Annotated in this window: 20 protein-coding genes and 1 pseudogene; 1 reads left to right on the plus strand and 20 read right to left on the minus strand. The window is 43.2% G+C overall.

Features of this window, described 5'->3' with window-relative positions:
• Positions 1 to 7: 7 nt before the first annotated feature.
• From pknB to NSS77_RS00655, 13 genes and pseudogenes are all read right to left on the minus strand, one after another.
• The gene (gene pknB / locus NSS77_RS00595) at positions 8 to 1,978 is read right to left on the minus strand and encodes a Stk1 family PASTA domain-containing Ser/Thr kinase (RefSeq protein ID WP_342469916.1); all 1,971 of its coding nucleotides are present in this window, start codon (positions 1,976 to 1,978) and stop codon (positions 8 to 10) included.
• Positions 1,979 to 1,981: 3 nt separating this feature from the next.
• Positions 1,982 to 2,728 (minus strand): Stp1/IreP family PP2C-type Ser/Thr phosphatase, encoded by a 747-nt coding sequence (locus NSS77_RS00600; RefSeq protein WP_342469917.1) that lies wholly within the window; start codon positions 2,726 to 2,728, stop codon positions 1,982 to 1,984.
• Positions 2,729 to 2,733: 5 nt separating this feature from the next.
• A complete protein-coding gene (gene rlmN / locus NSS77_RS00605; protein ID WP_342469918.1) occupies positions 2,734 to 3,870 on the minus strand; it encodes a 23S rRNA (adenine(2503)-C(2))-methyltransferase RlmN in 1,137 nt (378 codons plus the stop codon).
• Between the two features lie 20 nt (positions 3,871 to 3,890).
• Positions 3,891 to 5,246, minus strand: a complete 1,356-nt coding sequence (gene rsmB, locus NSS77_RS00610; RefSeq protein WP_342469919.1) for a 16S rRNA (cytosine(967)-C(5))-methyltransferase RsmB — start codon at positions 5,244 to 5,246, stop codon at positions 3,891 to 3,893.
• Positions 5,243 to 6,181 carry a methionyl-tRNA formyltransferase gene (gene fmt / locus NSS77_RS00615; protein WP_342469920.1) on the minus strand — a complete coding sequence of 313 codons (939 nt, stop codon included), beginning with the start codon at positions 6,179 to 6,181 and terminating at the stop codon, positions 5,243 to 5,245. The genes rsmB and fmt overlap by 4 nt, the downstream gene beginning before the upstream one ends.
• A 3-nt stretch (positions 6,182 to 6,184) precedes the next feature.
• Positions 6,185 to 6,676, minus strand: coding sequence for a peptide deformylase (gene def / locus NSS77_RS00620; RefSeq protein WP_342469921.1), 492 nt, complete (start codon positions 6,674 to 6,676; stop codon positions 6,185 to 6,187).
• A gap of 17 nt (positions 6,677 to 6,693) precedes the next feature.
• Positions 6,694 to 9,105, minus strand: a complete 2,412-nt coding sequence (gene priA / locus NSS77_RS00625; protein WP_342469922.1) for a primosomal protein N' — start codon at positions 9,103 to 9,105, stop codon at positions 6,694 to 6,696.
• A gap of 29 nt (positions 9,106 to 9,134) precedes the next feature.
• Positions 9,135 to 9,653, minus strand: a pseudogene (coaBC, locus tag NSS77_RS00630) (bifunctional phosphopantothenoylcysteine decarboxylase/phosphopantothenate--cysteine ligase CoaBC); the annotation flags it as partial.
• Positions 9,654 to 9,738: 85 nt separating this feature from the next.
• Positions 9,739 to 9,963 (minus strand): DNA-directed RNA polymerase subunit omega, encoded by a 225-nt coding sequence (gene rpoZ / locus NSS77_RS00635; RefSeq protein WP_342469923.1) that lies wholly within the window; start codon positions 9,961 to 9,963, stop codon positions 9,739 to 9,741.
• 3 nt (positions 9,964 to 9,966) lie between these two features.
• The gene (gene gmk / locus NSS77_RS00640; RefSeq protein WP_342471323.1) at positions 9,967 to 10,584 is read right to left on the minus strand and encodes a guanylate kinase; all 618 of its coding nucleotides are present in this window, start codon (positions 10,582 to 10,584) and stop codon (positions 9,967 to 9,969) included.
• Positions 10,585 to 10,621: 37 nt separating this feature from the next.
• The gene (locus NSS77_RS00645) at positions 10,622 to 11,497 is read right to left on the minus strand and encodes a YicC/YloC family endoribonuclease (protein ID WP_342469924.1); all 876 of its coding nucleotides are present in this window, start codon (positions 11,495 to 11,497) and stop codon (positions 10,622 to 10,624) included.
• A 98-nt stretch (positions 11,498 to 11,595) separates the two neighbouring features.
• The gene (locus NSS77_RS00650) at positions 11,596 to 12,516 is read right to left on the minus strand and encodes an NAD(P)H-binding protein (RefSeq protein WP_342469925.1); all 921 of its coding nucleotides are present in this window, start codon (positions 12,514 to 12,516) and stop codon (positions 11,596 to 11,598) included.
• Between the two features lie 88 nt (positions 12,517 to 12,604).
• Positions 12,605 to 13,171, minus strand: a complete 567-nt coding sequence (locus tag NSS77_RS00655; protein ID WP_342469926.1) for a TetR/AcrR family transcriptional regulator — start codon at positions 13,169 to 13,171, stop codon at positions 12,605 to 12,607.
• 202 nt (positions 13,172 to 13,373) lie between these two features.
• On the opposite strand from NSS77_RS00655, the gene NSS77_RS00660 reads away from it, so the two are divergent.
• Positions 13,374 to 15,056 carry an NFACT RNA binding domain-containing protein gene (locus NSS77_RS00660; RefSeq protein ID WP_342469927.1) on the plus strand — a complete coding sequence of 561 codons (1,683 nt, stop codon included), beginning with the start codon at positions 13,374 to 13,376 and terminating at the stop codon, positions 15,054 to 15,056.
• A gap of 72 nt (positions 15,057 to 15,128) precedes the next feature.
• Here NSS77_RS00660 and pyrE read toward each other — a convergent pair whose 3' ends face one another.
• The 7 genes from pyrE to NSS77_RS00695 are packed head-to-tail and all read right to left on the minus strand — an operon-like array spanning position 15,129 to position 23,698.
• Positions 15,129 to 15,761, minus strand: coding sequence for an orotate phosphoribosyltransferase (gene pyrE, locus NSS77_RS00665; RefSeq protein ID WP_342469928.1), 633 nt, complete (start codon positions 15,759 to 15,761; stop codon positions 15,129 to 15,131).
• On the minus strand, positions 15,761 to 16,462 hold the full coding sequence (gene pyrF, locus NSS77_RS00670; RefSeq protein WP_342471324.1) for an orotidine-5'-phosphate decarboxylase: 702 nt from the start codon (positions 16,460 to 16,462) through the stop codon (positions 15,761 to 15,763). Before pyrF ends, pyrE begins: the two co-directional genes overlap by 1 nt.
• Entirely contained in the window at positions 16,459 to 17,370 is a 912-nt protein-coding gene (locus NSS77_RS00675) for a dihydroorotate dehydrogenase (protein WP_342469929.1), read from the minus strand. The genes pyrF and NSS77_RS00675 overlap by 4 nt, the downstream gene beginning before the upstream one ends.
• A complete protein-coding gene (locus NSS77_RS00680; protein ID WP_342469930.1) occupies positions 17,367 to 18,140 on the minus strand; it encodes a dihydroorotate dehydrogenase electron transfer subunit in 774 nt (257 codons plus the stop codon). Before NSS77_RS00680 ends, NSS77_RS00675 begins: the two co-directional genes overlap by 4 nt.
• Positions 18,137 to 21,334: a carbamoyl-phosphate synthase large subunit gene (carB, locus tag NSS77_RS00685; protein ID WP_342469931.1), complete on the minus strand. Its 3,198-nt coding sequence runs from the start codon at positions 21,332 to 21,334 to the stop codon at positions 18,137 to 18,139. The genes NSS77_RS00680 and carB overlap by 4 nt, the downstream gene beginning before the upstream one ends.
• The gene (locus NSS77_RS00690) at positions 21,327 to 22,424 is read right to left on the minus strand and encodes a carbamoyl phosphate synthase small subunit (protein ID WP_342469932.1); all 1,098 of its coding nucleotides are present in this window, start codon (positions 22,422 to 22,424) and stop codon (positions 21,327 to 21,329) included. The genes carB and NSS77_RS00690 overlap by 8 nt, the downstream gene beginning before the upstream one ends.
• Positions 22,424 to 23,698, minus strand: coding sequence for a dihydroorotase (locus NSS77_RS00695; protein ID WP_342469933.1), 1,275 nt, complete (start codon positions 23,696 to 23,698; stop codon positions 22,424 to 22,426). The genes NSS77_RS00690 and NSS77_RS00695 overlap by 1 nt, the downstream gene beginning before the upstream one ends.
• Positions 23,699 to 23,700: the final 2 nt, after the last annotated feature.

Raw genomic sequence — 23,700 nt, forward strand, 5'->3', positions numbered from 1 at the left:
CATCTGCTCACTCGTATGGAATTGTTTTTTCTTCAATAACCATTGAATCTTTTTCGATTCGGTATGCTGCTGTAGAACCTTCTTCAATCACCAATTGAATACGATATGTCGTATCTTCCGTAATCGTAAATTCATCATAAGGCTTCAACATATTGTTGGATTTATCCTGAATGAAAATTCTCACTTTCTGCGGTTGTCCCGTCAATGCATGATCATATGGGATCACCACATCTTTTACATAGACTTTTTCAAGTTTTTGTTTAGGTCCTTTTGAAATGGTAACGTTAATCGTTTCCCCAATTTCCAATTTTGTATTCGGCTTTGGATCCTGGGAAACGACGCTGCCAGCCGGTATATTGTCGGAATGGACTTCTTCGACAATTTTAATTTTATAGCCTGAACTTTTCTCATATTCCCTCATGGCTGACTGATTATAGCCAGTCAAATCCGCCACCGTGCCGATTTGTTTTCCTTTGCTCACCGTCAATGTGATAACCGTATCTTCCGGAACCACCGCCTCGCCCGGTGAAGGGTCTTGGCTGATGATTGTTCCTTCCGATTGATTGGAATATTCCTCGACCACATTTACATCTTTGAATTTATCACGAATAATGGAAAGCACCTGATCCAATTGTTTTCCGACATAGTCTTGCATTTCGACCTCTTCATCGCCAACCGATACGATCAAGTCGATTTTCGAGCCTTTCGCCCTTGTCAATCCGGCTTTCGGGTCCGTTTCGATGACCAACCCTTCTTCCACTTCATCGGAATTCTTTTCTCGTATTTCACCGATTTCAAATCCCGCTTTCTCTAATACGTCAGTGGCTTCTTCCACTTCCATATTCGAAACATCCGGTATTTCCACCTTATCCGGAAGAATCAAGTTAATCAAAACAATGAACAGGATAATTAGAAGAAGAGCTGCTCCTCCAATGATTGTCCACAGTTTTTTTCTATTTTTCTTTTGTTTGACCTTTTGTTTTTTCGTATTTTCCTTTTCTTTCCCATTATTCGTTATTTTATTTTTTTCAGAAAGGGCAGGCTTTATTTCTTTCGTTTTAGCCATATCATCGATTGGCATAGACTCCTTGATAATCGGAATGGCTTTCGTTTCTTCATTATCTATCGGTGGACGGAATTTCGGTTCGTTCCGCCTGCTGGGAGACAATACAGTTTCCAAATCCGCCGCCATTTCTTCCACAGAAGCATAACGGTGATCCGGATTTTTCGCTGTCGCCTTCAAGATGACATTTTCCAAACTTTGTGGAATCGACGCGTCAAAATCCCGGACGGAAGGTGTCTCTGCCTGCAGGTGCTTCAAGGCGATCGATACTGGAGATTCCCCCGAAAAAGGCACCTCTCCGGTCAATAGCTCATACAAAACAATTCCTAGAGCATAAATATCGGATTTTTTCGTCGCAACGCCTCCGCGTGCTTGTTCCGGCGATAAATAATGGACTGTTCCCATCACCGAATTTGTTTTTGTATAACTGGTCGCGGCAAGGGAGGTCGCAATGCCAAAATCCGTTATCTTCACATTTCCGTTTTCGTCCATTAAGATATTCTGAGGTTTGATGTCACGGTGTATGATTTGATTCTCATGGGCGTGGCTGATTGCGCTCGCCAGTTGCTTCATAATTTGGACGCTTCTGGCAGGGGAAAGAGGAGCATTTTCTTTTATGTACTGCTTCAGCGTTTTCCCTTTTACATACTCCATGACAATATAGTGCATATCCCCGTCTTCGCCTACGTCATAAATGCTGACAATATTCGGATGGGTCAAACTTGTTGCAGATAAAGCCTCCCGATGAAAACGGCGCATGCTTTCTTCTTCATTTGCCGAATCATAGCGCAATACTTTGATTGCCACATCCCGATTTAAAATCATGTCGTGAGCTAAATATACATTGCTCATGCCACCGCCGCCGATAAGTTTGATTACCTTATAGCGATCATTTATGCGTTTTCCTTCAAGCACACTTTACACCTCCTCTTCCGTCATCATCAGCAAGATAAGGGAGATATTGTCTTCCCCTCCGCTGTCATTGGCCAATTGGACAAGTTTCCGCCCTTTTTCGGAAATCGGCATTGGATAAGTGATAATGGCCGCCATTTCATCCGTTGATATTTTATTGCTCAAACCGTCTGAACAAATGAGCAAATAGGAATATTCTTTTAAGGTCAATTCGTAAAAATCCGGTTCAATTGTTGGCTCCGTCCCCAAAGCTTTTACAATAAAATTTTTCTGAGGATGATTTTGGGCTTCTTCTTCACTGATTTCACCGCTGTCCACCAAAATATTGACATATGAATGGTCCCTCGTAATCAGATCCACGCTGTTGGAAGTGAAATGATAAACCCGGCTATCGCCAATATGGCCGATCAGGCAGTGGTTTTTGTCGATCAACACAGCAATAAAGGTCGTCCCCATGCCTCTGCATTTTTCATTTTCCAACGAATAGTCGTAAATTTTTTTGTTGATATTGGCAATGGATTCTTCCATCCATTTCCGCTTTTCTTCCACACTTGCATTTTGAAACTCCACTTGCAAAAAATAATTGGTCATTTCCTGGATGGCCATTTCACTTGCCACGTCACCCGCGTTATGACCGCCCATTCCATCGGCGAGCAGCGCAAGTTTCAATGAATCCGGGCGCTCCAGAAAAGCTGCCCTGTCTTCATTGACGACTCTTTTTCGCCCAACATCACTTTCCACAGTAAATTTCACAATGGTCACCTCGTCTCGTGAACTCTCTCTTTCGCCCGTAATTGTCCACACGCTGCATCAATATCCGAACCGTGTTCCCTCCGGATCGTTACATTGATGCCATTCTTTTTCAAGGCCTTCTCAAAGGCAAAGATCTGATTTCTCGGAGTGCGTACATAATTCCGCTCCGGCACATAGTTGACCGGAATCAAATTGACGTGGCATTTAATGCCTTTGATGAGTTTCGCCAATTCTTCCGCGTGCTCGATTGTATCGTTGACACCACCGAACAGTCCATATTCGAATGTGACGCGGCGTCCGGTTTTCTCCGTATAATATCGGATGGCCTCCATCAATTTGTCCAATTTGTAAGCCCGGGCAATCGGCATTAACCGTTCCCGAAGTTCCTGATTTGGCGCGTGAAGGGACAATGCGAAATTAATTTGCAGTTCCTCATCGGCAAACTGGTAAATTTTTGGTATTATACCTGAGGTAGAAACGGTGATATGACGCGCTCCAATGTTTAAACCCTTCTCGTGATTGATGACATTCAAAAATTTCATCAATGCATCATAATTGTCGAATGGTTCACCGATTCCCATCACGACTACATGGGACACCCTTTCATCCGCTTCATCCAAAGCCTGCTGCACTTTGACCACTTGCTCCACGATTTCTCCCGGAAGCAAATGTCTTTTTAATCCGCCCAATGTAGAGGCGCAGAAGGTACAGCCGATACGGCAACCGACCTGCGTCGTCACACAGACGGAATTTCCATAATCATGACGCATCAATACGGTTTCGATGGAGTAGCCGTCTTGCAATTGAAACAGGAATTTAATCGTTCCATCCTTTGATTCCTGCTTTACAATTGTTGAAAGGGTTGTCATGGCAAATTGTTCTTGTAATTTTTCCCTCAGCGGTTTTGGCAAATTCGTCATATCATCGAACGTTTTTACCCGCTTATTATAAAGCCAATCATAAATTTGGGCGGCACGGAACGGTTTTTCTCCTTGATCCGTCAGCCACTCTTTCAATTCATCCAATGTGAATGAATAAATGGACTCTTTCAAATCGGGCTTTTCTTTTTTCTTTCGTTTCTGTGGTGTTTCCGCCTGCTCAACCAACTCATTAATACGTTCATTGAAAATATTGTTATCCATTCTTGATTAGGATTCTCCTTTTATTCAGCTTTTTCGAATAGGGCAACAAAGAAACCGTCGCTTCCAAAGTCTTGGGGAAACACTTGAAGCATTCCGTTCCGCTGTTTTTCCAGCAATGAAACCGGCAAATGTTGAATCGGTGCAAGTTTCATCTCAGGGTGTGACGCCAATAAGGCTTCAACGGTTTCTTCATTTTCTTTTTTATTGACAGTGCATGTGCTGTATACCAGTCTACCGCCCGGCTTTAACAAAGCGACAGCGTTATTAAGCAGTTCCGTTTGGATTTCATGCAAGCGGTCGAAATCCTCTTCCCTTTTCGTATATTTAATATCCGGCTTCCGTCGGATTACACCCAATCCGGAGCAAGGCGCATCGACAAGGATGGCATCGAAGGATTCGGGCTGCAACAGTTCCGCGGCTTTCCTTCCATCGATCGGTGCAGTGTCAACAATCGTGATTCCAAGCCGCGCGCAATTTTCTCCAATCAAATCCAATTTATGGGGATGAATGTCTGTCGCGAGAATCGATCCTTCGTTTTTCATGATTTCCGCCAAATGTGTCGTTTTTCCTCCTGGAGCGGCACACAGGTCCAGCACTCTGTCTCCCGGCTTCGGATTTAATGCGATGGAGGGCATCATGGAGCTTTCATCTTGAATCGTAATGATGCCGTTTTTGAACGCCTCCGTTCTCGCAGCTTGTCCGCTTAAAAGATATAAGCATTGTGGAATCACTTTGCTTTGAACAGCTTGTACGTCTTCATCAGCCAACAGTTGGATCGCATCTTCCACCGTAGCCTTCAATGTATTGACCCGAACGGTTTGTTTTGGTGGGAGATTATTAGCTTTTAGCATGTCCATCGTTGTTTCCAGTCCGTACATTTCGGCAAACATTTCCACAATCCATCGTGGATGGCTCGTTTCAATCGCGATACGGTCAATCGGGTCTTTGATCTTATCAAGGGAAGGGATCCCCATTCTCAGAATGGATCGTAAAATACCATTCACCATCGAAGCGATCCCTTTATGTCCCCTTCTTTTCGCAATTTCCACGGCTTCGTTGACAATGGCATGTTCAGGGATCTTGGACAAGTAAACGATTTGATAAACGGATAATCTTAGCAGCCATCGGACCCATGGATCGATTTTTCCGCGAATAAAGGGCTCCAAATAATAATCCAATGTATATTTATATTGCAGCGTTCCATAAGTCAATTCCGTGAGCAAAGCCCTGTTTTTCGCTTCGATCTGATATTTATTGATTGTTTGATTCAATAAAAGGTTGGAATATGCCTGATTCTGATCGACTGAAAGCAAAATGCTGAGCGCTGCATCTCTGACATTGCCATTCCAAATGAAACTGTTCTTCTTTTTCCTCATTCAAATAAATCTCCAATCTGCAATTTTGAACCCACGCCACGTAAATAATCTTCCGCTGACATGCGCTTTTTACCTGCAGGTTGTAATTCGAGAATTGCGAGGGTTCCTTCTCCGGTAGCCACTTCGAAGTGATCTTTTCCGATTTTGACAACTTCCCCTGGTTGACCTTCCGCTTTTGAGTCGCCCACTTTGGCCCACCAGATTTTCACGTTTTCCCCGTGAAAAGTTGTATATGCCACAGGCCATGGATGAAGGCCGCGCACTTGATTATAAATTTCCCGCGCACTCTTTGACCAATTGATCCGCTCTTGTTCCCTCGTAATATTGTGAGCAAAAGTCGCTTTGCTTTCATCTTGCGGGATGCGGTCATTTGTGCCGGCAATGATGTCGGGAAGGGTATCCTTCAACAAATCTCTTCCCAATAAACTTAACTTTTCAAACAGGATCCCTGTATGGTCCGTTTCTTCAATTGGAATTTCCCTTTGGGAGATGATGTCTCCCGCATCCAATTTTTCTGCCATATACATGATCGTTACGCCTGTTTTTTCTTCCCCATCGATGACCGCTTGATGGATTGGCGCACCGCCCCGGTATTTCGGAAGCAGTGAAGCATGCACATTGATGCATCCCAGTTTTGGAGCCTCCAATAATTCCTTTGGCAAGATTTGTCCAAAGGCGGCGGTAATAATTAAATCCGGATTGATGCGCAAAATTTCTTCCAATTCTTCAGAACCCCTCAATTTTTCAGGTTGAAGAACTTTTAAGCCTAAACGGACGGCTTCTTCTTTTACCGGAGGAGGAGTGAGTACCCGCTTTCTTCCGACAGGCCGGTCCGGCTGGGTAACAACTGCAGCAATTTCGTATCCTTCTTCATGTAGCATACGCAAAATTGGCACGGAAAAATCCGGTGTTCCCATAAACACGATTTTTGTCATAAATTATTCTTCCTCCTCCTCAAACATTTCTTCCAATTCTTCTTCCGTATAGATCCGGGTAATTTTCGAATCAAATAATATCCCATCCAAATGGTCGATTTCGTGTAAAATGCAGCGGGCGTCATAATCCATCGCTTCCAGCTGATACACTTGCCCGTATCGGTCATGGGCTTCAATTTTCACGTATGAAGGTCTCTCCACTTCCCCATAAAGCCCCGGAAAGCTTAAGCACCCTTCAATGTCCACAGATGAACCGGATGTTTCAATGACCGTCGGGTTGATCATTTCAATCAATGTCCGTTCTTCCCCCAACTCGACGAGGGCGATGCGAAGCGGGACATTCACTTGGGGAGCGGCAATGCCCATGCCGTCATATTCAACCATCGTTTCGTACATGTCATCCAATAAGGTGATGATTTCCTCATTGATTTCTGTCACTTCTTCGCAGACTTGCGTCAATATTTTTGCTGGATGTTTCACGATTTCTCTGATCATGGGTAACCTCTTTCCATCTATATCATCGTCGGATTCAAATCGATTGTTAAAACAATCCCTTTTTTGATCCATTCCGTTCGATATATTTTCATTAATTGTAAAAATGTTGGAATTAAATTCGGCTCTATTTTGTATTTTATCAGACATTGATAGCGATATCTATTTTGCAGACGGACGATGCCGGCTGTTGTCGGACCGATGATGGAAGCGTCAAAAGAAAGACTGGACCGCAGATAGTCGGCGCATCTTTTTGCGTATTCCGCCGACATCATAACATCTTCATGGGACACTTGGATGAGGGCGATATAATAATATGGCGGATAGGCCGCTTCATGACGCATCATCATTTCCTTTTTATAAAAAGGTTCATATTGTTGTTCTTTCGCAAATTGAATTGCATAATGTTCCGGCGTATAGGATTGGATGATCACCTCTCCAGGCTTTTCCGCTCTTCCTGCACGGCCGCTCACCTGGGTCAGAAGCTGGAAAGTCCGTTCAGCTGCCCGAAAATCCGGCAAATGCAGGGAAGTATCCGCACTTAAGACTCCTACCAGGGTGATGTTCGGAAAATCCAACCCTTTGGCAATCATTTGCGTTCCAAGTAAAATATCCGCTTTGCCGGCCCCGAAATCTTCCAAAATCGCTTCGTGGGCGCCTTTCCGTTTGGTCGTATCCACATCCATCCGCAATACGCGCGCTTCAGGAAAAAGTTTTGTCAATTCTTCCTCCACTTTCTGAGTACCGGTGCCAAAGTATCGGATATGCTCACTTCCGCACTCGGGGCAATTGGTTGGAACAGGCTGTTCATAACCGCAATAGTGGCATTTCAATTTCTCGTTATAACGGTGATACGTCAAAGAAATATCGCAATTTTCACATTGCATCACCGTTCCGCAATCCCGGCACAACACAAAGGAGGAGTAACCCCTGCGATTTAAAAACAGCACAATTTGTTCCTTCTTTTTCAAACGGTCGCGGATGGAGTCAGCCAATTTCTCTGAAAACATGGAGCGGTTGCCCTTTTTCAATTCCTCCCGCATATCGACGATTTCCACGGATGGCAACGGCTGCTTCAAAGCCCGCTCTTTTAACGTCAATAGTTTATAGACATTCTTCCTTGCCCTTGCATAGGATTCCAAACTCGGCGTGGCACTGCCCAAAATGACCGGGCATTGATGAAATTTGCCTCTCCAAATGGCCACATCCCTGGCATGGTATCTTGGCGAATCTTCCTGCTTGTAAGACGATTCATGTTCTTCATCGAGAATGATCAGCCCGACATTTTCAAAGGGCGCAAAGACAGCGGACCGGGCTCCGACCACCACTTTTACTTTTTGTTGGTGAACTTTCCGCCACTCATCGTACTTCTCGCCGACGGAAAGACCGCTATGCATGACCGCAACCTGCTCCCCGAACCTTGAGCGGAACCGGTTGGTAATTTGAGGCGTAAGGGAAATCTCCGGTACAAGGACAATGGCTTCCTTTCCTTGTTGGATGCAATGTTGAATGGCTTGAAGATACACTTCCGTTTTTCCGCTTCCTGTCACTCCATGCAATAAAAAGGTTTCCGGAGAACCTTTGTCCATTGCATCCAAAATGTCCTTTAAAGCCGTTTCCTGTTCCGCTGTCAATGTTAAAAAATCCGTTTTCTCCACATCTTTTTTAAATGGATTCCGATACACTTCCTCAAAAATGTATTCTGCAGCTCCCAGTTCAATAACGGCTTGCAGCACTTGGGGAGAACATGTTGTTTCTTCATGAATCACTTCCGGCTCCATGATTTCTCCCACATGTTCTTGCATCCATAAAACAAGCTGCTTTTGTTTTTTTGCACGATTTGAAAGTCCCTCATAAATCATTTGAAGAAGATTTTGGTCCGCTGCAATCTTCACTTTGCGGACTTCTTTGATCTTCCCTTTTTGTTTCACGACATTTTCGATTGAGAGCAAATGCATTTTTAACGCTTTTTTCAGCGGGATGAGCAATCCATCTTTCTCAAACTCTTTATAATCCACTTTCGTCGCATGTTGGAAAAACGGTTGCAACGGTTCTTCCAAATTCTTTACATCCGTCTCCAAAATGACCATTTTTTCGTATTTTGCCCTCAACGCCGATGGAAGCATGGCTTGTAAACAATCGATTTCATAGGAAATGGTTTCCCGTTTCATCCATTTCGCCAGTTCCAGCATTTCGCCCGTCAACACCGGCTCGATATCAAGCAAAACAGAGATGGGCTTTAATTTATCGGGGGGCACTTCCGTTTCATTTTTTATTGCCACAACAAAACCTAGAATGTCACGGTTTCCAAAAGGTACTTTCACCCGGCAGCCGCACTCAATAAGTTCCTCCATTGTTTCCGGAATGGAATAATCAAATGGGCGGTCGACCGGATATGCGGATACATCAACAATCACTTCTGCAATCTTCATTTGTTCCCTTCGCTTTCAAAATAACGGACAACCAATTCCGTTATTTTCTCAGGCTCTTCCAACCGTCCCTTCCCGACGTATCCGCATGCCAGGTACCCTTCAGAGGGTTCTATAAAGCCATAACCGTCTTCTATGAGCTGTGCAATATTGCGTTTCACTGCAGGATGGTCATACATATGAACGTTCATTGCGGGAGCGATCCAAACAGGACATGTGGCTGCAAGCAGGGTCGTCGTCAACATATCATCCGCGATTCCGTTTGCGAGCTTCCCGATTATATTTGCTGTGGCCGGGGCCACAATGATCAAATCCGCCCAATCCGCCAAATCAATATGGGCAATGGCACTCGGGTCTTTTTCATCAAATGTATCGATATATACATCATTTTTGGACATCACTTGAAACGAAAGCGGGGTAACAAATTTCATTGCCGATTCGGTCATGATCACTTTTACGTTAAACCCCGCCTGAGTCAATTTGCTGACTAGTGCAACCGCTTTGTATACTGCGATACCGCCTGATACTCCAAGTAAAATGTTCCGGCTCATCAAAGTTTCACCCTTTCAAAGGATAAGCTCCCAAAGAATGTTTCTCCGGGAGCTGTTCGTCGTTTCAGTCATTTTCTTTTTTCAGCTATTGTTCATCAGAATAAACTTTATTTTTATCCGGCATTTCCATTTGCAACACACCGGCAGCCACTTCTTCCAATGCCATGCCAACCGGTTTCAACGATTTATATTCGCTTAGCTTCAAAATTCCCGTTTCCTGGATTTGACGGGCACGTTTTGCGGCAAGACTGACCAATGAGTATTTGGAATCCACTTTTTCTTTAAGCAAATCGATCGATGGATAAAGCATATCTTATTCTCCTTTCAACATGGATAAATATCTTTTTTCGACCCGTTCACGGCGGCAATGTTCCGCTGTGATGATCGCATTTATTTTCTCACATGCTTTTTGGATTTCATCATTTTCTACAACATAATCATACAACTTCATCATTTCAAGTTCTTCTTTGGCTGTTTCGATTCTCTTTTTAATGATTTCTTCCGACTCGGTACCGCGTTCTATTAATCGTCTTTCCAACTCCGATAAACTCGGAGGTGCTAAAAAGATGAAAAGAGCTTCAGGCACTTTTTCCCGAATTTGGGCCGCTCCCTGCACTTCGATTTCCAAAAAGACGTCGCGGCCGGCATCCAATGTTTCATTGACGTAATCGAGGGGAGTGCCGTAGTAATTGCCTACAAACTCGGCATATTCCAATAATTTCTCTTCCTCGATCATTCGTTCAAATTCCTCTCTCGTTTTAAAAAAATAATCGACTCCATCCACTTCCCCTTCGCGAGGCGGTCGAGTGGTGATGGAGATGGAATATTCATAATTCGTGTCAGGTTGTTTAAATAGCTCTTTTCTCACCGTTCCCTTACCGACACCCGATGGACCGGAAAGAACAATTAATAATCCGCGTTCTTTTTCCATTGTTTCCATTCTCTCCCTCAATGCTACCTTTCCATGTTTATTCAATATTTTGAACCTGCTCCTTCATTTTTTCCAAAATGGTTTTCGATTGTACAACAACCGGTGAAATGTTCACTGACTGATTTTTCGATCCAATGGTATTGATTTCCCTGAGCATTTCTTGCATAAGGAAATCCAATTTTCTCCCGATGGAATGGGGTTCTTCCAATGTCTCTTCCAACTGTTGGAAGTGGCTTTCCAATCGATCCAATTCTTCAGATATATCAATCCGATCGGCAAAAAGGGCAACTTCCGCAAGAATCCGGTCATCCAAATCTTCCACATTCACGATTTCCGCAAGTCTTTCCGTCAACTTGTCGCGGTATTTCTTCACGGCATCTTGTGAATGTTCCCGGATGAATCTCACTTGCGTTTTGAGCTCTTCGTTATATTGAAGCAGTACTTGCTTTAATTCCTGCCCTTCCCGTTCCCGCATCTCCACCAATTTTTCCATCGCTTCGCGGACAGCAATTTCAACACTGGCTGCAATCTCTTCCGGTGTTAACTCCTTTTTTTCATACAACAGTGCACCTTCCAATGATAGCACTTCTTGCATGGAATATTGCTCATCTATCGGGATTACTTGGCGAAGTTCATCTTTTGCATTTTTATAGGATTCAATAAGAGACCAATTAATTTTAAAATCTTTTACTTCTTCACCAGTAAGTTTTAAGTTTACTAAACAATCAAATTTCCCCCGTTTAACATATTGGGAAATGATTTTTTTTGCAAGCAGTTCTGCCTCTAACCACTCTTTCGGAAATTTTGTATAAATTTCTAAAAAGCGATGATTCACTGAACGAATTTCCACTGTCAGTTGATAATCATTCGTAGTTGTGACACCTCTGCCAAAACCAGTCATACTACGCACCAAGGTAAGTCACACCTTTCATAAAGCTATGCTCCAATTATAACACATGATTAGAAAATTATAACGCATTTATCCATTATTAGAAGATGAACTCAACTTTTTTATTTTATTTGAAAAATATCTTTTAGTCCATCATAGTATGATGTTTTCGGCAAAGGACCGATTCCCCTCTCATATTTTTCACCGCTTAACACAACAGGTTCTTCAATTAAATAAAAAATCTCCGCAAATTCACGCATAAACGGGTTGAATAATCCCACCATTTGAACCATTCGTTTCGTTACAATGGAGATTTTTTTATCATATCCCGTAAACTCTCGAATCATTTGAATGATTTCTTCCCCGGTAATCGGACCGTAAGAAGGAATATTCCACTCTTGCCCATAAGCCTTTTCATTCAATACTAAGTTTACAAAAGCCTTTGCTCCGTCAGGCAAATAGATATATTCTCTCGCCAACTTTGGATTTCCTAAAAACATGGCCTTTTTATTGTTGATAACGGCACTGATGGTTGTATTTAATGTGGTATTGTCCGCATTTGGACCGTAAAAATCCGGGAAATGGGCAATTGTATATGTAATTTCGGAATTCTTGATCATGTTTTCCAATTGCAATCGGATTTTCCCTTTTTTAGTATGAGGATTTTTCGGCATATCCTCCGTCATTTTTTTGCCGACGCTTCGACCATAAGCATAGATATTATCAACATAAGCCAATTTTAAGTTGTACATTTTTACCGTTTGAATGACATTGTCCATTAATACAGGAAGTTTTTTCCATTCTTGATAAGGGATATTCACTGAATGGACGATTAAATCCACATCTTGGGCTGCTTTAAGTAAATCGGTTTGATTAAATAAGTCTCCTTGCACCACTTCCACTCGTTCTTCGTTGTGGAATAGCCTCAGCAATTTCTCCTTATTTCGTGCAAAAGCTTTCACTTCGATTCCCCGATCGGAAAATTCTTTTACAAGTGAAGAACCCATATTCCCTGAAGCACCAAGAACCAATACTTTTTTCATAAAAAACTCCTCCTTTTTATTGTCCAGTGGTCAATTAAAGGTTCATCAAGTTTTATTGACCACCGGTTAAATATATGTAAAAAAAAAATTAACACACTCCCTTAAGCAAAAATTTCACATGATCAATCGCAGCACCCTCCACCTCATCATAACCAACAATATGCGATAAATAGTGACTGACAAAACCATGCAAGGAAAGAAAAATTGACCAAATATCCTTTAATTGCAATTTTTGATTCGATAATGTGTATAAAGCATTGGCAAACTTGTCATATACCTTTATCGGTTCTTCATTGATGAAATTGCGCACCTCATCATCTTTAAGCATAAACATAATTTCATAATGGCTCTGATGGTTTAAACCAAACTTGATGTACCCAAGCATACATTGCTCAAGTTTTTCCGAGTTTTCAATGTCCTGCTCCAACACATGATCCAATTCCTGTTCCAATAGAACAAAATATTCCTTTACCAATGCATAAAATAATTCCGCTTTACTTTGAAAATGATAATACAGAGCTCCGTGTGAGCAGCCAAGTTCTTTTGCAATTTGACGCATCGAAACTTGCTGATATCCGTTTTTTACGAACAAATCTCTTGCTGCATCCATTATCATGTTTGGCGTAAGAACAGGTTTTGACGCATCTCTTGCCATAATAAATCCTCCATGTCTTTCTCGTTGCAATCAATTTATTGACCGCTGTTCAATAATAAGATAATTCAATTGCTGTTAAATGTCAAAAGAATTTTTCTCATTAAACTTTTCATATCTTGGGAATTGCTTTAGAATCAATGCAGATATATAGAAACATAATAAAATAATATCTCAGTGATTTTTTAAGAAAAGAGGAACAATTATGGCATTTGATGGATTATTTACAGTAGCGATGATCAATGAACTGAAGGGACTTGAAACCGGCCGGATTTCAAAAGTTCATCAACCGAATGCATTGGAAGTGATGCTCCATATCCGGGCAAAAGGGAAAAATGAGAAATTATTATTTTCCATTCACCCATCATATGCCCGTGTTCACATAACAAAAGAATCGATTGATAATCCACAAGAACCGCCAATGTTTTGCATGCTCCTCAGAAAACATATCGAAGGCGGCATTATTACACGAATTGAAAATGAAGGTTTTGAACGGGTGATCACGTTTCACATAGAAAGCAAAAATGAAATCGGCGATCCGGTCAACCGGAAATTGATCATTGAAATCATGGGAAGGCACAGCAATTTGGTCTTAGTCGATGGCGAAACCAATAAAATCATCGATGGATTAAAACACTTGCCGCCTTCCGTCAACAGTTTCCGTACGGTGCTTCCCGGATTTGAATACGTCCATCCGCCGGTACAGCACAAAGTGAATCCGCAAACCGTTTCAGATGAAGAGATTAAGCAGTTTTTCTCAACGGAAAAAACATCGCAAGAAGTGGTGTCCCATTTTGCCGGATTCTCCCCTTTTCATGCGAAAGAATTGTTGTATCGAATGAAGAGCGGGGATGCAATCAATGTGTTCCGCTCCTTTATCAATGAAGTGACGGGAAGCGCGAATCCAACTTATTTGGAAGCTGATGGAAAACCTTATTTTTCGCCGACAACCATCACGCATTTGACGGGTAAAATCACCCATTATGAAGATTTGAGCCCCCTTCTGGACCGGGTATTTTTCGCACGGGCAGAGAGGGATCGGGTGAAACAGCAAGCGGGTGACTTGGAACGCTTCATTCAGAACGAAATCAATAAACTGAACACAAAACTGGAAAAATTACATAACGATCTGGAACAGGCATCGAAACTGGATCAATATCAATTGTTCGGGGAACTCTTAATGGCCAATTTATATCAATTTGAAAAAGGCATGAAAGAAGTGACCGTCATCAATTATTACAATAATGATGAAATCACCATTCCGCTGGATGAAAGAAAAACGCCTGTGGAGAATGCACAAGGCTACTATACGAAATACAATAAAGCGAAAAATGCCCTTATCCGGGTAAAGGAACAAATTGATAAAACGAAAAAGGAAATCGATTACTTTGAAATGCTGTTGAACCAAGTCAACCAGGCAAGCCCGGCGGATATCGAAGAAATACGGGAAGAACTTGCCGAAGAGGGTTATTTGAAGAAGCGGAATAAAAAGCAAAAAAATAAACCGGTGAAACCCGCTCCCGAAAAGTTCATTTCATCTACGGGCATTCCGATTTCCGTCGGCAAAAACAATAAACAAAACGATTATTTGACCTTCAAGCTTGCAAAGAAATCCGATATTTGGCTTCATACGAAAGACATTCCCGGCTCCCACGTCGTCATTCATTCAAATCAGCCGGATGAAACAACTTTGAAAGAAGCGGCCATTTTAAGCGCCTATTTTAGCAAAGCACGAAATTCCTCTTCCGTCCCGGTGGACTATACCCAAATCCGCCATGTAAAAAAACCGAGTGGTGCAAAACCCGGCTTTGTCATTTATTTTGAACAAAAAACCCTCTACGTCACACCGGACGAAGAAGTCGTATTAAAGCTGAAGCAAAAAGAATAGCATCTCTCTTCCCTGGTTTGTTATAACAAAAAGACTCCTGATTTCTTCGATGAATCAGGAGTCTTTTTATTTTTATTTTAATCTGCCCGCTTTCAAATCTTCATGCCAATTTTTAAGGAACGGGATATCTTCCGATTTGATTGCGCCGGTTTCCTTTGCGGCTTCAATCAAATAATCGAAGTTTGTTAGGCTTACATATTTCACGCCGGCTTTTTCAAATGTCTCTTCCGCTTTTGGCAAATTGTATGTATAAACACATACAACCCCAACCACTTCGCAGCCTGCTTCTCTCAGCGCTTCAACCGCAGTCAAGGATGAACCGCCAGTGGAAATGATATCTTCCACCACAACCACTTTTTGCCCCGGCTCAATTTTTCCTTCGATTTGATTGCCGCGGCCATGATCTTTCGGTTTGGAACGCACGTACACCATCGGCAGCTGCAACAGGTCGCTCACCCATGCCGCATGGGGGATGCCGGCTGTGGCTGTTCCTGCAACCACTTCCGTTTCAGGGAAATGTTCTTTGATTTTCTCTGCCAATCCGTTCGCAATTTGTTTTCTTGCTTCCGGATATGAAATTGTCAGACGTGTATCACAATAAATCGGGGATTTGATTCCGCTTGCCCATGTGAATAAATCCGTCGGGTTCAATTCGACAGCCCCGACTTTTAACATAATTTGAGCGATATCTTTTTCGATTGCCATTAATTTCCCTCCCAAAGTCGACATACTTCTTTATATGCTTCCACTACATTCTCCGCTTTCGTCACTGCCCGTCCAACCACAATGTAGGACGAACCGTTTTGCCGCGCATAATCAGGTGTAGCCACCCGTTTTTGGTCGTGGGCATCTCCGCCTAAAAGTCTAATCCCCGGCGTCACCCGAAGGAATGCTTCCCCGCAACGCTCCGCAATCTGCTTTGCCTCATGAACCGAACAAACGACGCCATCCAAACCTGCTTCTTTTGTAAGTTGTGCATAATGCAACACCGATTCCATCAAAGTTAAAGGAATTTTTTGCTCCTTCTGCATTTGCTCTTCCGTTGTCGAAGTTAATTGAGTGACCGCAATCAGCAACGGTCTTTTCACGTCACTGCCTGCCTCCAATCCTTCAAGGGCCGCTTCCATCATTTTTTTGCCGCCAGCAGCATGGACATTGACCAAATCCACCCCTAATCGGGCAAGACCTTTCATGGCGGATTTCACCGTATTTGGAATATCATGCAGTTTTAAATCAAGAAAGATGTCATGTCCCAAATCCTTAATTTTTTTGACGATATCGGGACCTTCTTGATAAAACAGCTCCATTCCCACTTTCACGAACAATTTTTCATCGAAATGATGCAAAAATTGGAAAACCTCTTGTTCACTTGGAAAATCTAAAGCAATAATCGGTTTATTCATCAGCGGTGACTCCTTCCGATAATTTCTTTAATGTGTTTCACTCCAAGTTCATCCAATTTCGCCGGAAGTTCATCAATTAATTTTGGACAGATGAATGGATCGACAAAGTTCATTGTTCCTACCGCCACAGCGGAAGCACCGGCAGACATGAAATCGATCACATCTTGGACGTTTGTAACACCACCCATGCCGATGATCGGAATATCCACCGCTTTATACACTTCATAAACCATTCGAATGGCTATCGGTTTGACCGCTGGACCGGAAAGTCCCCCAGTCACATTGGCAATCAAAGGCTTGCCTGTTTTTTCGTCAAGTCTCATGCCCACTAATGTATTGATCATCGTAATGCCATCCGCACCGCCGATTTCAACCGCTTGGGCCATTTCAACGATATTGGTTACATTCGGGGATAACTTCACATATACCGGCACTTGAGAAACGGCCTTCACTTGTTCAACCAGCTCCCGGGCAATCACCGGATCCGTTCCGAACGTAATACCTCCTTGTTTGACATTCGGGCAAGAAATATTCAATTCCAATGCCTTTACATTAGGTGCAGTCGAAATGCGGCGGGCCACTTCCACATAATCTTCCGTCGTTGACCCTGCCACATTGGCGATAATCGGTACATCGAATCGCTCGAGCCAAGGCAATTCTTCAGCCATGACTTTTTCAAGACCCGGATTTTGCAACCCGATCGCATTCAACATCCCTGCAGGAGTCTCAGCTACACGCGGAGTCGGATTTCCAAGGCGCGGTTCTACGGTCGTCGCTTTAATCATGATGGCGCCCAACTTGGAAAGATCATACAACCCGGCAAATTCACGGCCGAATCCAAAGCAGCCCGAAGCAGGCATTATCGGATTTTTCAAATCTAATCCTGGGAGTTGGATATCCAATCGATTCATATTTTCACAACTCCTTTCTCAAAAACGGGACCATCCGAACAAATCTTCACGTAATCTTTTTCCTGTCCCTCCTGCGTTTTGCAAACGCAAGCAAAACAAGCGCCAATGCCGCAACCCATCCGTTCCTCCAAAGAAATATAACCTTTTTTGTCTTCATACATGGAGGAAAGCGCCCGTAACATTGGAAGCGGTCCACAGGAATAGAAGACATCAAAATCCGGTTTCAGTTCATTCAACAAATCCGTTACAAATCCTTTAAATCCTTTTGAGCCATCGTCCGTCACGTAATAGGTTTCACCTAATTTGGTAAATTCCTCTTCATAAAAGGCAACCTCTTCCGTTTGGAAACCAAATACGTGGATGGTGCGGACGCCACGGGCATTTAGCTGTTTGGCGAGTTCGTACAATGGAGGAACCCCGATCCCTCCGCCGACAAGCAAAGCTGTTTCACCTTGCTGGGCCGCTTCTACCGGAAAACCGTTGCCTAGCGGACCCAATACATCCACTTCATCGCCTATTTGCTTTTGGGATAACACATTCGTCCCTTTGCCTTGTGCGCGATAGATGATTGTAAACTCATTGGCGTTTTTATCAATATTTGCGATGCTGATTGGCCGTCTGAGCAGAGGATCCAGCAAATTTGAAACTCGTATATGAACAAATTGTCCAGGAGTCATCTCCTGAACAATTTGTCCTTGCAGCGTCATTTCGAAAATATTTTTCGCAATCTCCCTTTGGCGAACGACGGTCATCCGTTCCTGTTGAATCATGAATATACCTCCGATTTCGGCATTTCTTGAATAGCAAAGGTCATGGATTCAATGACTTTAATTAACGCATTTGCCGTATCCAAAGACGTTAAACAAGGGATTCCGTTTTCTACCGCTTCCCGACGAATGCGGAAACCGTCACGGGCAGGTTGTTTTCCTTTTGTTAATGTATTGATGACCACTTGCGCTTCTCCGTTTTGGATTACATCCACCAACGTTTTTCCTTTGCTGCCAATTTTTTCAACGACTTCAGTGAGGATGCCGGCTTCTTCAAATTTTTTCGCTGTTCCTTCTGTCGCCATGATGCGGTAACCGACAGCTTGGAAACGTTTCGCAATGCTCACCGCTTCTTCCTTATCTTTATCTGCCACCGTAAAGAGCACTGTTCCGTATGGTTGAATTTTCATGCCGGAAGCAACCAAGCCTTTGTACAATGCTTTTTCCAATGTTTCATCTTTACCCATTACTTCCCCAGTGGATTTCATTTCAGGGCCAAGGGTAATGTCTACACGGCGAAGTTTTGCAAAGCTGAATACCGGCACTTTGACATAGACGCCTTTTCTCTCTTCCACAAGGCCTGGTTGATATCCTTGATCCACAATGGATTGACCTAATATCACTTTTGTTGCGACGTTTGCCATCGGAATGTTTGTGATTTTACTTAAGAATGGCACTGTTCTGGATGCACGAGGGTTGACCTCAATGACATATACATTGCCGCCGGAAATGACATATTGGATGTTCATTAATCCAACAATATTTAATCCTCTTGCCAAACGCGTTGTGTAATCGACAATCGTGTCGATTTGTTCTTTTGTCAAACTTTGAGGCGGATAAACGGAGATGGAGTCGCCGGAGTGCACCCCTGCACGTTCAATATGTTCCATGATTCCAGGAATGATCACATTTTCTCCGTCTGAAATCGCATCGACTTCCACTTCTTTACCTGTCAAGTAGCGGTCAATCAACACCGGATGATCTGGTGAAGCTTCCACCGCATTTTCCATATAATGTTTCAATTCGTCTTCGTTATAAACGATTTCCATTGCACGGCCGCCAAGTACGTAAGAAGGACGAACCAATACCGGGAAGCCGATTCTTTTCGCAATGGCCAATGCTTCATCCAATGATACCGCAGTGTCCCCTTCCGGTTGAGGGATTTCCAATTCTTTTAATGCTTGTTCAAATAAATCGCGGTTTTCTGCACGGTCGATATCTTCCAAAGATGTACCTAAAATTTTCACACCGTGTGCCGCTAATTTGTCAGCCAAGTTGATGGCTGTTTGTCCACCGAATTGAACGACTACGCCAACCGGTTTTTCTAAATCGATGATGTTCATCACGTCTTCGATTGTTAACGGCTCGAAGTAAAGTTTGTCCGAAATTGAGAAGTCCGTTGAAACCGTTTCAGGGTTGGAGTTGATAATGATCGCTTCATACCCCGCTTCCTGAATCGCCCATACGGAGTGCACCGTTGCATAGTCGAACTCGATCCCTTGTCCGATCCGGATCGGACCTGATCCAAGCACGATGACGGATGGTTTTTCAGTCACAATCGATTCGTTTTCTTCTTCATAAGTGCCGTAATAATAAGGGGTTGCGGATTCGAACTCTGCCGCACAAGTGTCGACCATTTTGTAAACAGGAACAATTCCGTTTTCTTTGCGCAATTCATAAACTTCTCTTGCGTCCATATTCCAAAGTTCAGCGATTTTTTTGTCTGCAAAGCCCATGCGTTTCGCTTTTCTTAAAATGTCTAAATCCAATTTATTTTCTTTCAATTCAGATTCCAAATCGATGATATTTTTTAATTTGTACAAGAAGAATAGATCAATTTTTGACCATTCGTGGATTTGTTCAGGCGTAACGCCTCTGCGCATGGCTTCCGCAATGAAGAATAATCGTTCGTCCCCTGCTTTTCTGATGCGTTTTTCCACCCAGTGGTCGTCATGTTCTTCAGCATGTTTCAAATCGATATGAATATGGCCGGTTTCAAGGGAGCGCACCGCTTTCAAGATCGCCTCTTCGAAAGTGCGTCCTAAAGCCATCACTTCCCCAGTGGCTTTCATTTGAGTGCCCAAATTCCGTTTGGCTGATTCGAATTTATCGAATGGCCAACGTGGAATTTTTGCCACTACATAGTCGATGGCAGGTTCAAAGTCTGCATATGTAGTGCCTGTAACCGGGTTTTTAATTTCGTCCAGCGTTAAACCGACCGCAATTTTTGCAGCAATTTTCGCAATCGGATATCCTGTCGCTTTTGACGCCAAGGCAGATGAACGGGAAACCCGCGGATTCACTTCAATGACATAATAGTTGAAACTGTTTGGATCAAGGGCTAATTGAACGTTACAGCCGCCTTCGATTTTCAATGCGCGGATAATATCCAATGAAATGTCGCGGAGCATTTGATATTCCCGATCCGTTAATGTTTGGACAGGCGCAACGACGATGGAATCCCCTGTATGGATGCCGACCGGGTCCACGTTTTCCATGCTACATACAACAATCGCATTATTTTTGGAGTCGCGCATTACCTCAAATTCGATTTCTTTGTAGCCGGCAATGGATTTTTCAAGAAGACATTGTTTTACAGGGCTGTATTTCAAACCGCTTGACACGATTTCTTCCAGTTCTTGTTCATTATTACAAATTCCGCCGCCGGTACCACCTAAAGTAAAGGCTGGACGAACAATCACCGGATAACCGATTTTTTCAACAAAGGCTTTCGCTTCTTCCACGCTGTGCACAATGTCGGATTCCGGAACAGGAGCACCCAATTCATACATTAATTGGCGGAACATTTCACGGTCTTCCGCTTTATGGATGGCTTCCAATTTTGTTCCCAAAATTTCAATTCCCAATTCATCCAAAATGCCGGATTTTTGAAGTTCAATGGCCATGTTTAAGCCTGTTTGACCTCCAAGAGTTGGCAAGATGGCGTCAGGCCGTTCTTTTCGTAAAATCCGTGAAACGAATTCCAATGTAATCGGTTCGATGTAAACTTTGTCTGCAATTTGTGTATCTGTCATGATAGTTGCAGGGTTTGAGTTTATAAGAATAACTTTATATCCTTCCTCTTTTAAGGCAAGACATGCTTGTGTACCGGCATAATCAAATTCCGCCGCTTGTCCAATCACAATCGGACCTGAACCGATCACCAAAATGCTTTCGATATCTTTACGCTTAGGCATGTTGTTTTTCCTCCCCTGCTTGTTCCATTAATTTAATAAACTCATCGAATAGGTAGTTTGAATCTTCCGGACCCGGAGATGCTTCCGGATGGAATTGCACAGAAAATACCGGATATTTTTTATGTTTCAATCCTTCGATAGTTCCATCATTCAATGACACATGAGTGATTTCCAAATCCGTACCTTCCAATGAATTTTCATCGATTACATAACCGTGGTTTTGTGAAGTGATTTCGACGATTCCAGTTTGAAGATTTTTTACCGGATGGTTTGCACCGCGATGTCCGAACGGCAATTTATAGCTTTTCGCACCGCAAGCCAGCGCAATCAATTGATGTCCCAAGCAAATGCCGAACATCGGAACTTTTCCGATCAGTTGTTTGATTGTTTCGATGCCTTCAGTCACATCTGCCGGATTCCCCGGTCCATTGGACAGCAAAATCCCTTCAGGACGGAAGCTTAAAATTTTCTCCGCTGGTGTGTTATATGGAACGACGAGCACATCGCAATGGCGGTTATTCAATTCCCGCAAAATGCCCTTTTTCATCCCGAAGTCCATGAGTACCACGCGTTTTCCTCTGCCAGGGCTTGGGAATGGCATTTTTGGAGAAACTTCCTTCACATGGTTTTTCAAATATGGCGTTTCATTTAATTGTCTCACGATTTCTTCCACGTTTACTTCCTCGTCCGCTGCCGTCAACATGGCACGTACCGCACCTTTTGAACGGATAATCCGAGTCAGTTTCCGTGTATCGATTCCTTCAATTCCTGGAATATCTTGATTTTTTAAATATTCATCCAATGTGATTTCACAGCGGAAATTGGAAGGGATTTTCGTCAATTCTCTGACAACCACTCCGCGAATCACGGGAGCGATGGCTTCAAAATCATCGCTGTTGATTCCATAATTGCCGATCAGCGGATAAGTGAACGTAACGATTTGACCGTAAAAGGAAGGGTCCGTAAGCGTTTCCTGATAGCCAGTCATCCCTGTTGTAAATACAACTTCCCCTTGGCTTGCACGTTCGCTTCCGAACGCTTCTCCCTCAAATACTGTCCCATCTTCCAAAATTAAGAGACGCTTTTTCATCATTCTTCCTCCTTATAAACCACATTACCTTCAAAAATTGTCATTACCGGCCAGCCTTTTGCCTTCCAGCCATTGAATGGCGTATTGCGGCCTTTTGAATGGAATTCATTCGCATCAATTGTCTTTTCTTTATTTAAATCGATGATTGTCAAGTCGGCGGAAGCTCCTACCTCTATTTGTCCATATGGCAGATTGAAAATTTCCGCTGGTTTTTTCGTCATCCAATCCACCAATTGTTTCAGTGTGAAGATGCCCGGTTCCACAAATTTTGTATATAGCAATGGAAAAGCTGTTTCAAAGCCAACAATTCCAAAAGGTGCCCCAACCATGCCGCAGCATTTCTCTTCTTGCGTATGCGGCGCATGATCCGTGGCAATACAATCGATTGTGCCATCGAGCAATCCTTCGATAAGCGCCTTTTTGTCCTCGGAAGAACGCAATGGCGGATTCATTTTCCAGTTTGCATCATCGCTCGGAATATCCATATCTTCCAAAAGCAAGTGATGTGGACAAACTTCCGCAGTCACGCGGATTCCCGCTTTTTTCGCATCTCTTACCGTACGGACGGATTCTTTCGTGGAAACGTGGCAAACGTGATATCTTGCGCCTGCCGCCTCTGCCAGCAAAACGTCCCGCGCAATTTGCACCGATTCGCAAACGCTCGGAATGCCTGGGAGTCCCAATTCTTTATTGCGTTTTCCTTCGTGCATCACGCCGCCATAGATCAATGAATTGTCTTCGCAGTGGGCGACAACCACCGCATCGATTTTCGCTGCATCTTGCATTTGCTCGTACATTGTCGATGCAAGTTGAACACCGACACCATCATCTGAAAATGCGACTGCACCATGGGCTTTCAATTCGGCGATATTCGTGCGCTTTTCACCAGCTTCGGCAACTGTAAGGGAGCCATAAGGCAGGACACGAACGACAGCGCTTTTTTTAATCAAACCTTTAACATATTCAAGGTTTTCAACAGAGTCCGGAACAGGTTTAGTGTTTGGCATCGCACAGATCGTTGTAAATCCACCCCTTGCCGCGGAACGAGTACCTGTTGCAATCGTTTCTTTATGTTCAAATCCTGGTTCCCGCAAATGAACATGCACATCGACAAATCCCGGAGCCACAAAATTGCCTTTTCCATCGATCACTTCAGCATCGGACGGTTTTTCTTCACCGATGGCGGCAATTTTTCCTTTGTCGATTGTGATCGTTGTTTCAACGAGTTCTCCCTGTTCATTTAACATTTTGATATTTTCAATGAATGTTACCACTG

This window comes from Ureibacillus sp. FSL K6-3587 (assembly GCF_038593165.1).
GTDB lineage: Bacteria > Bacillota > Bacilli > Bacillales_A > Planococcaceae > Ureibacillus > Ureibacillus suwonensis.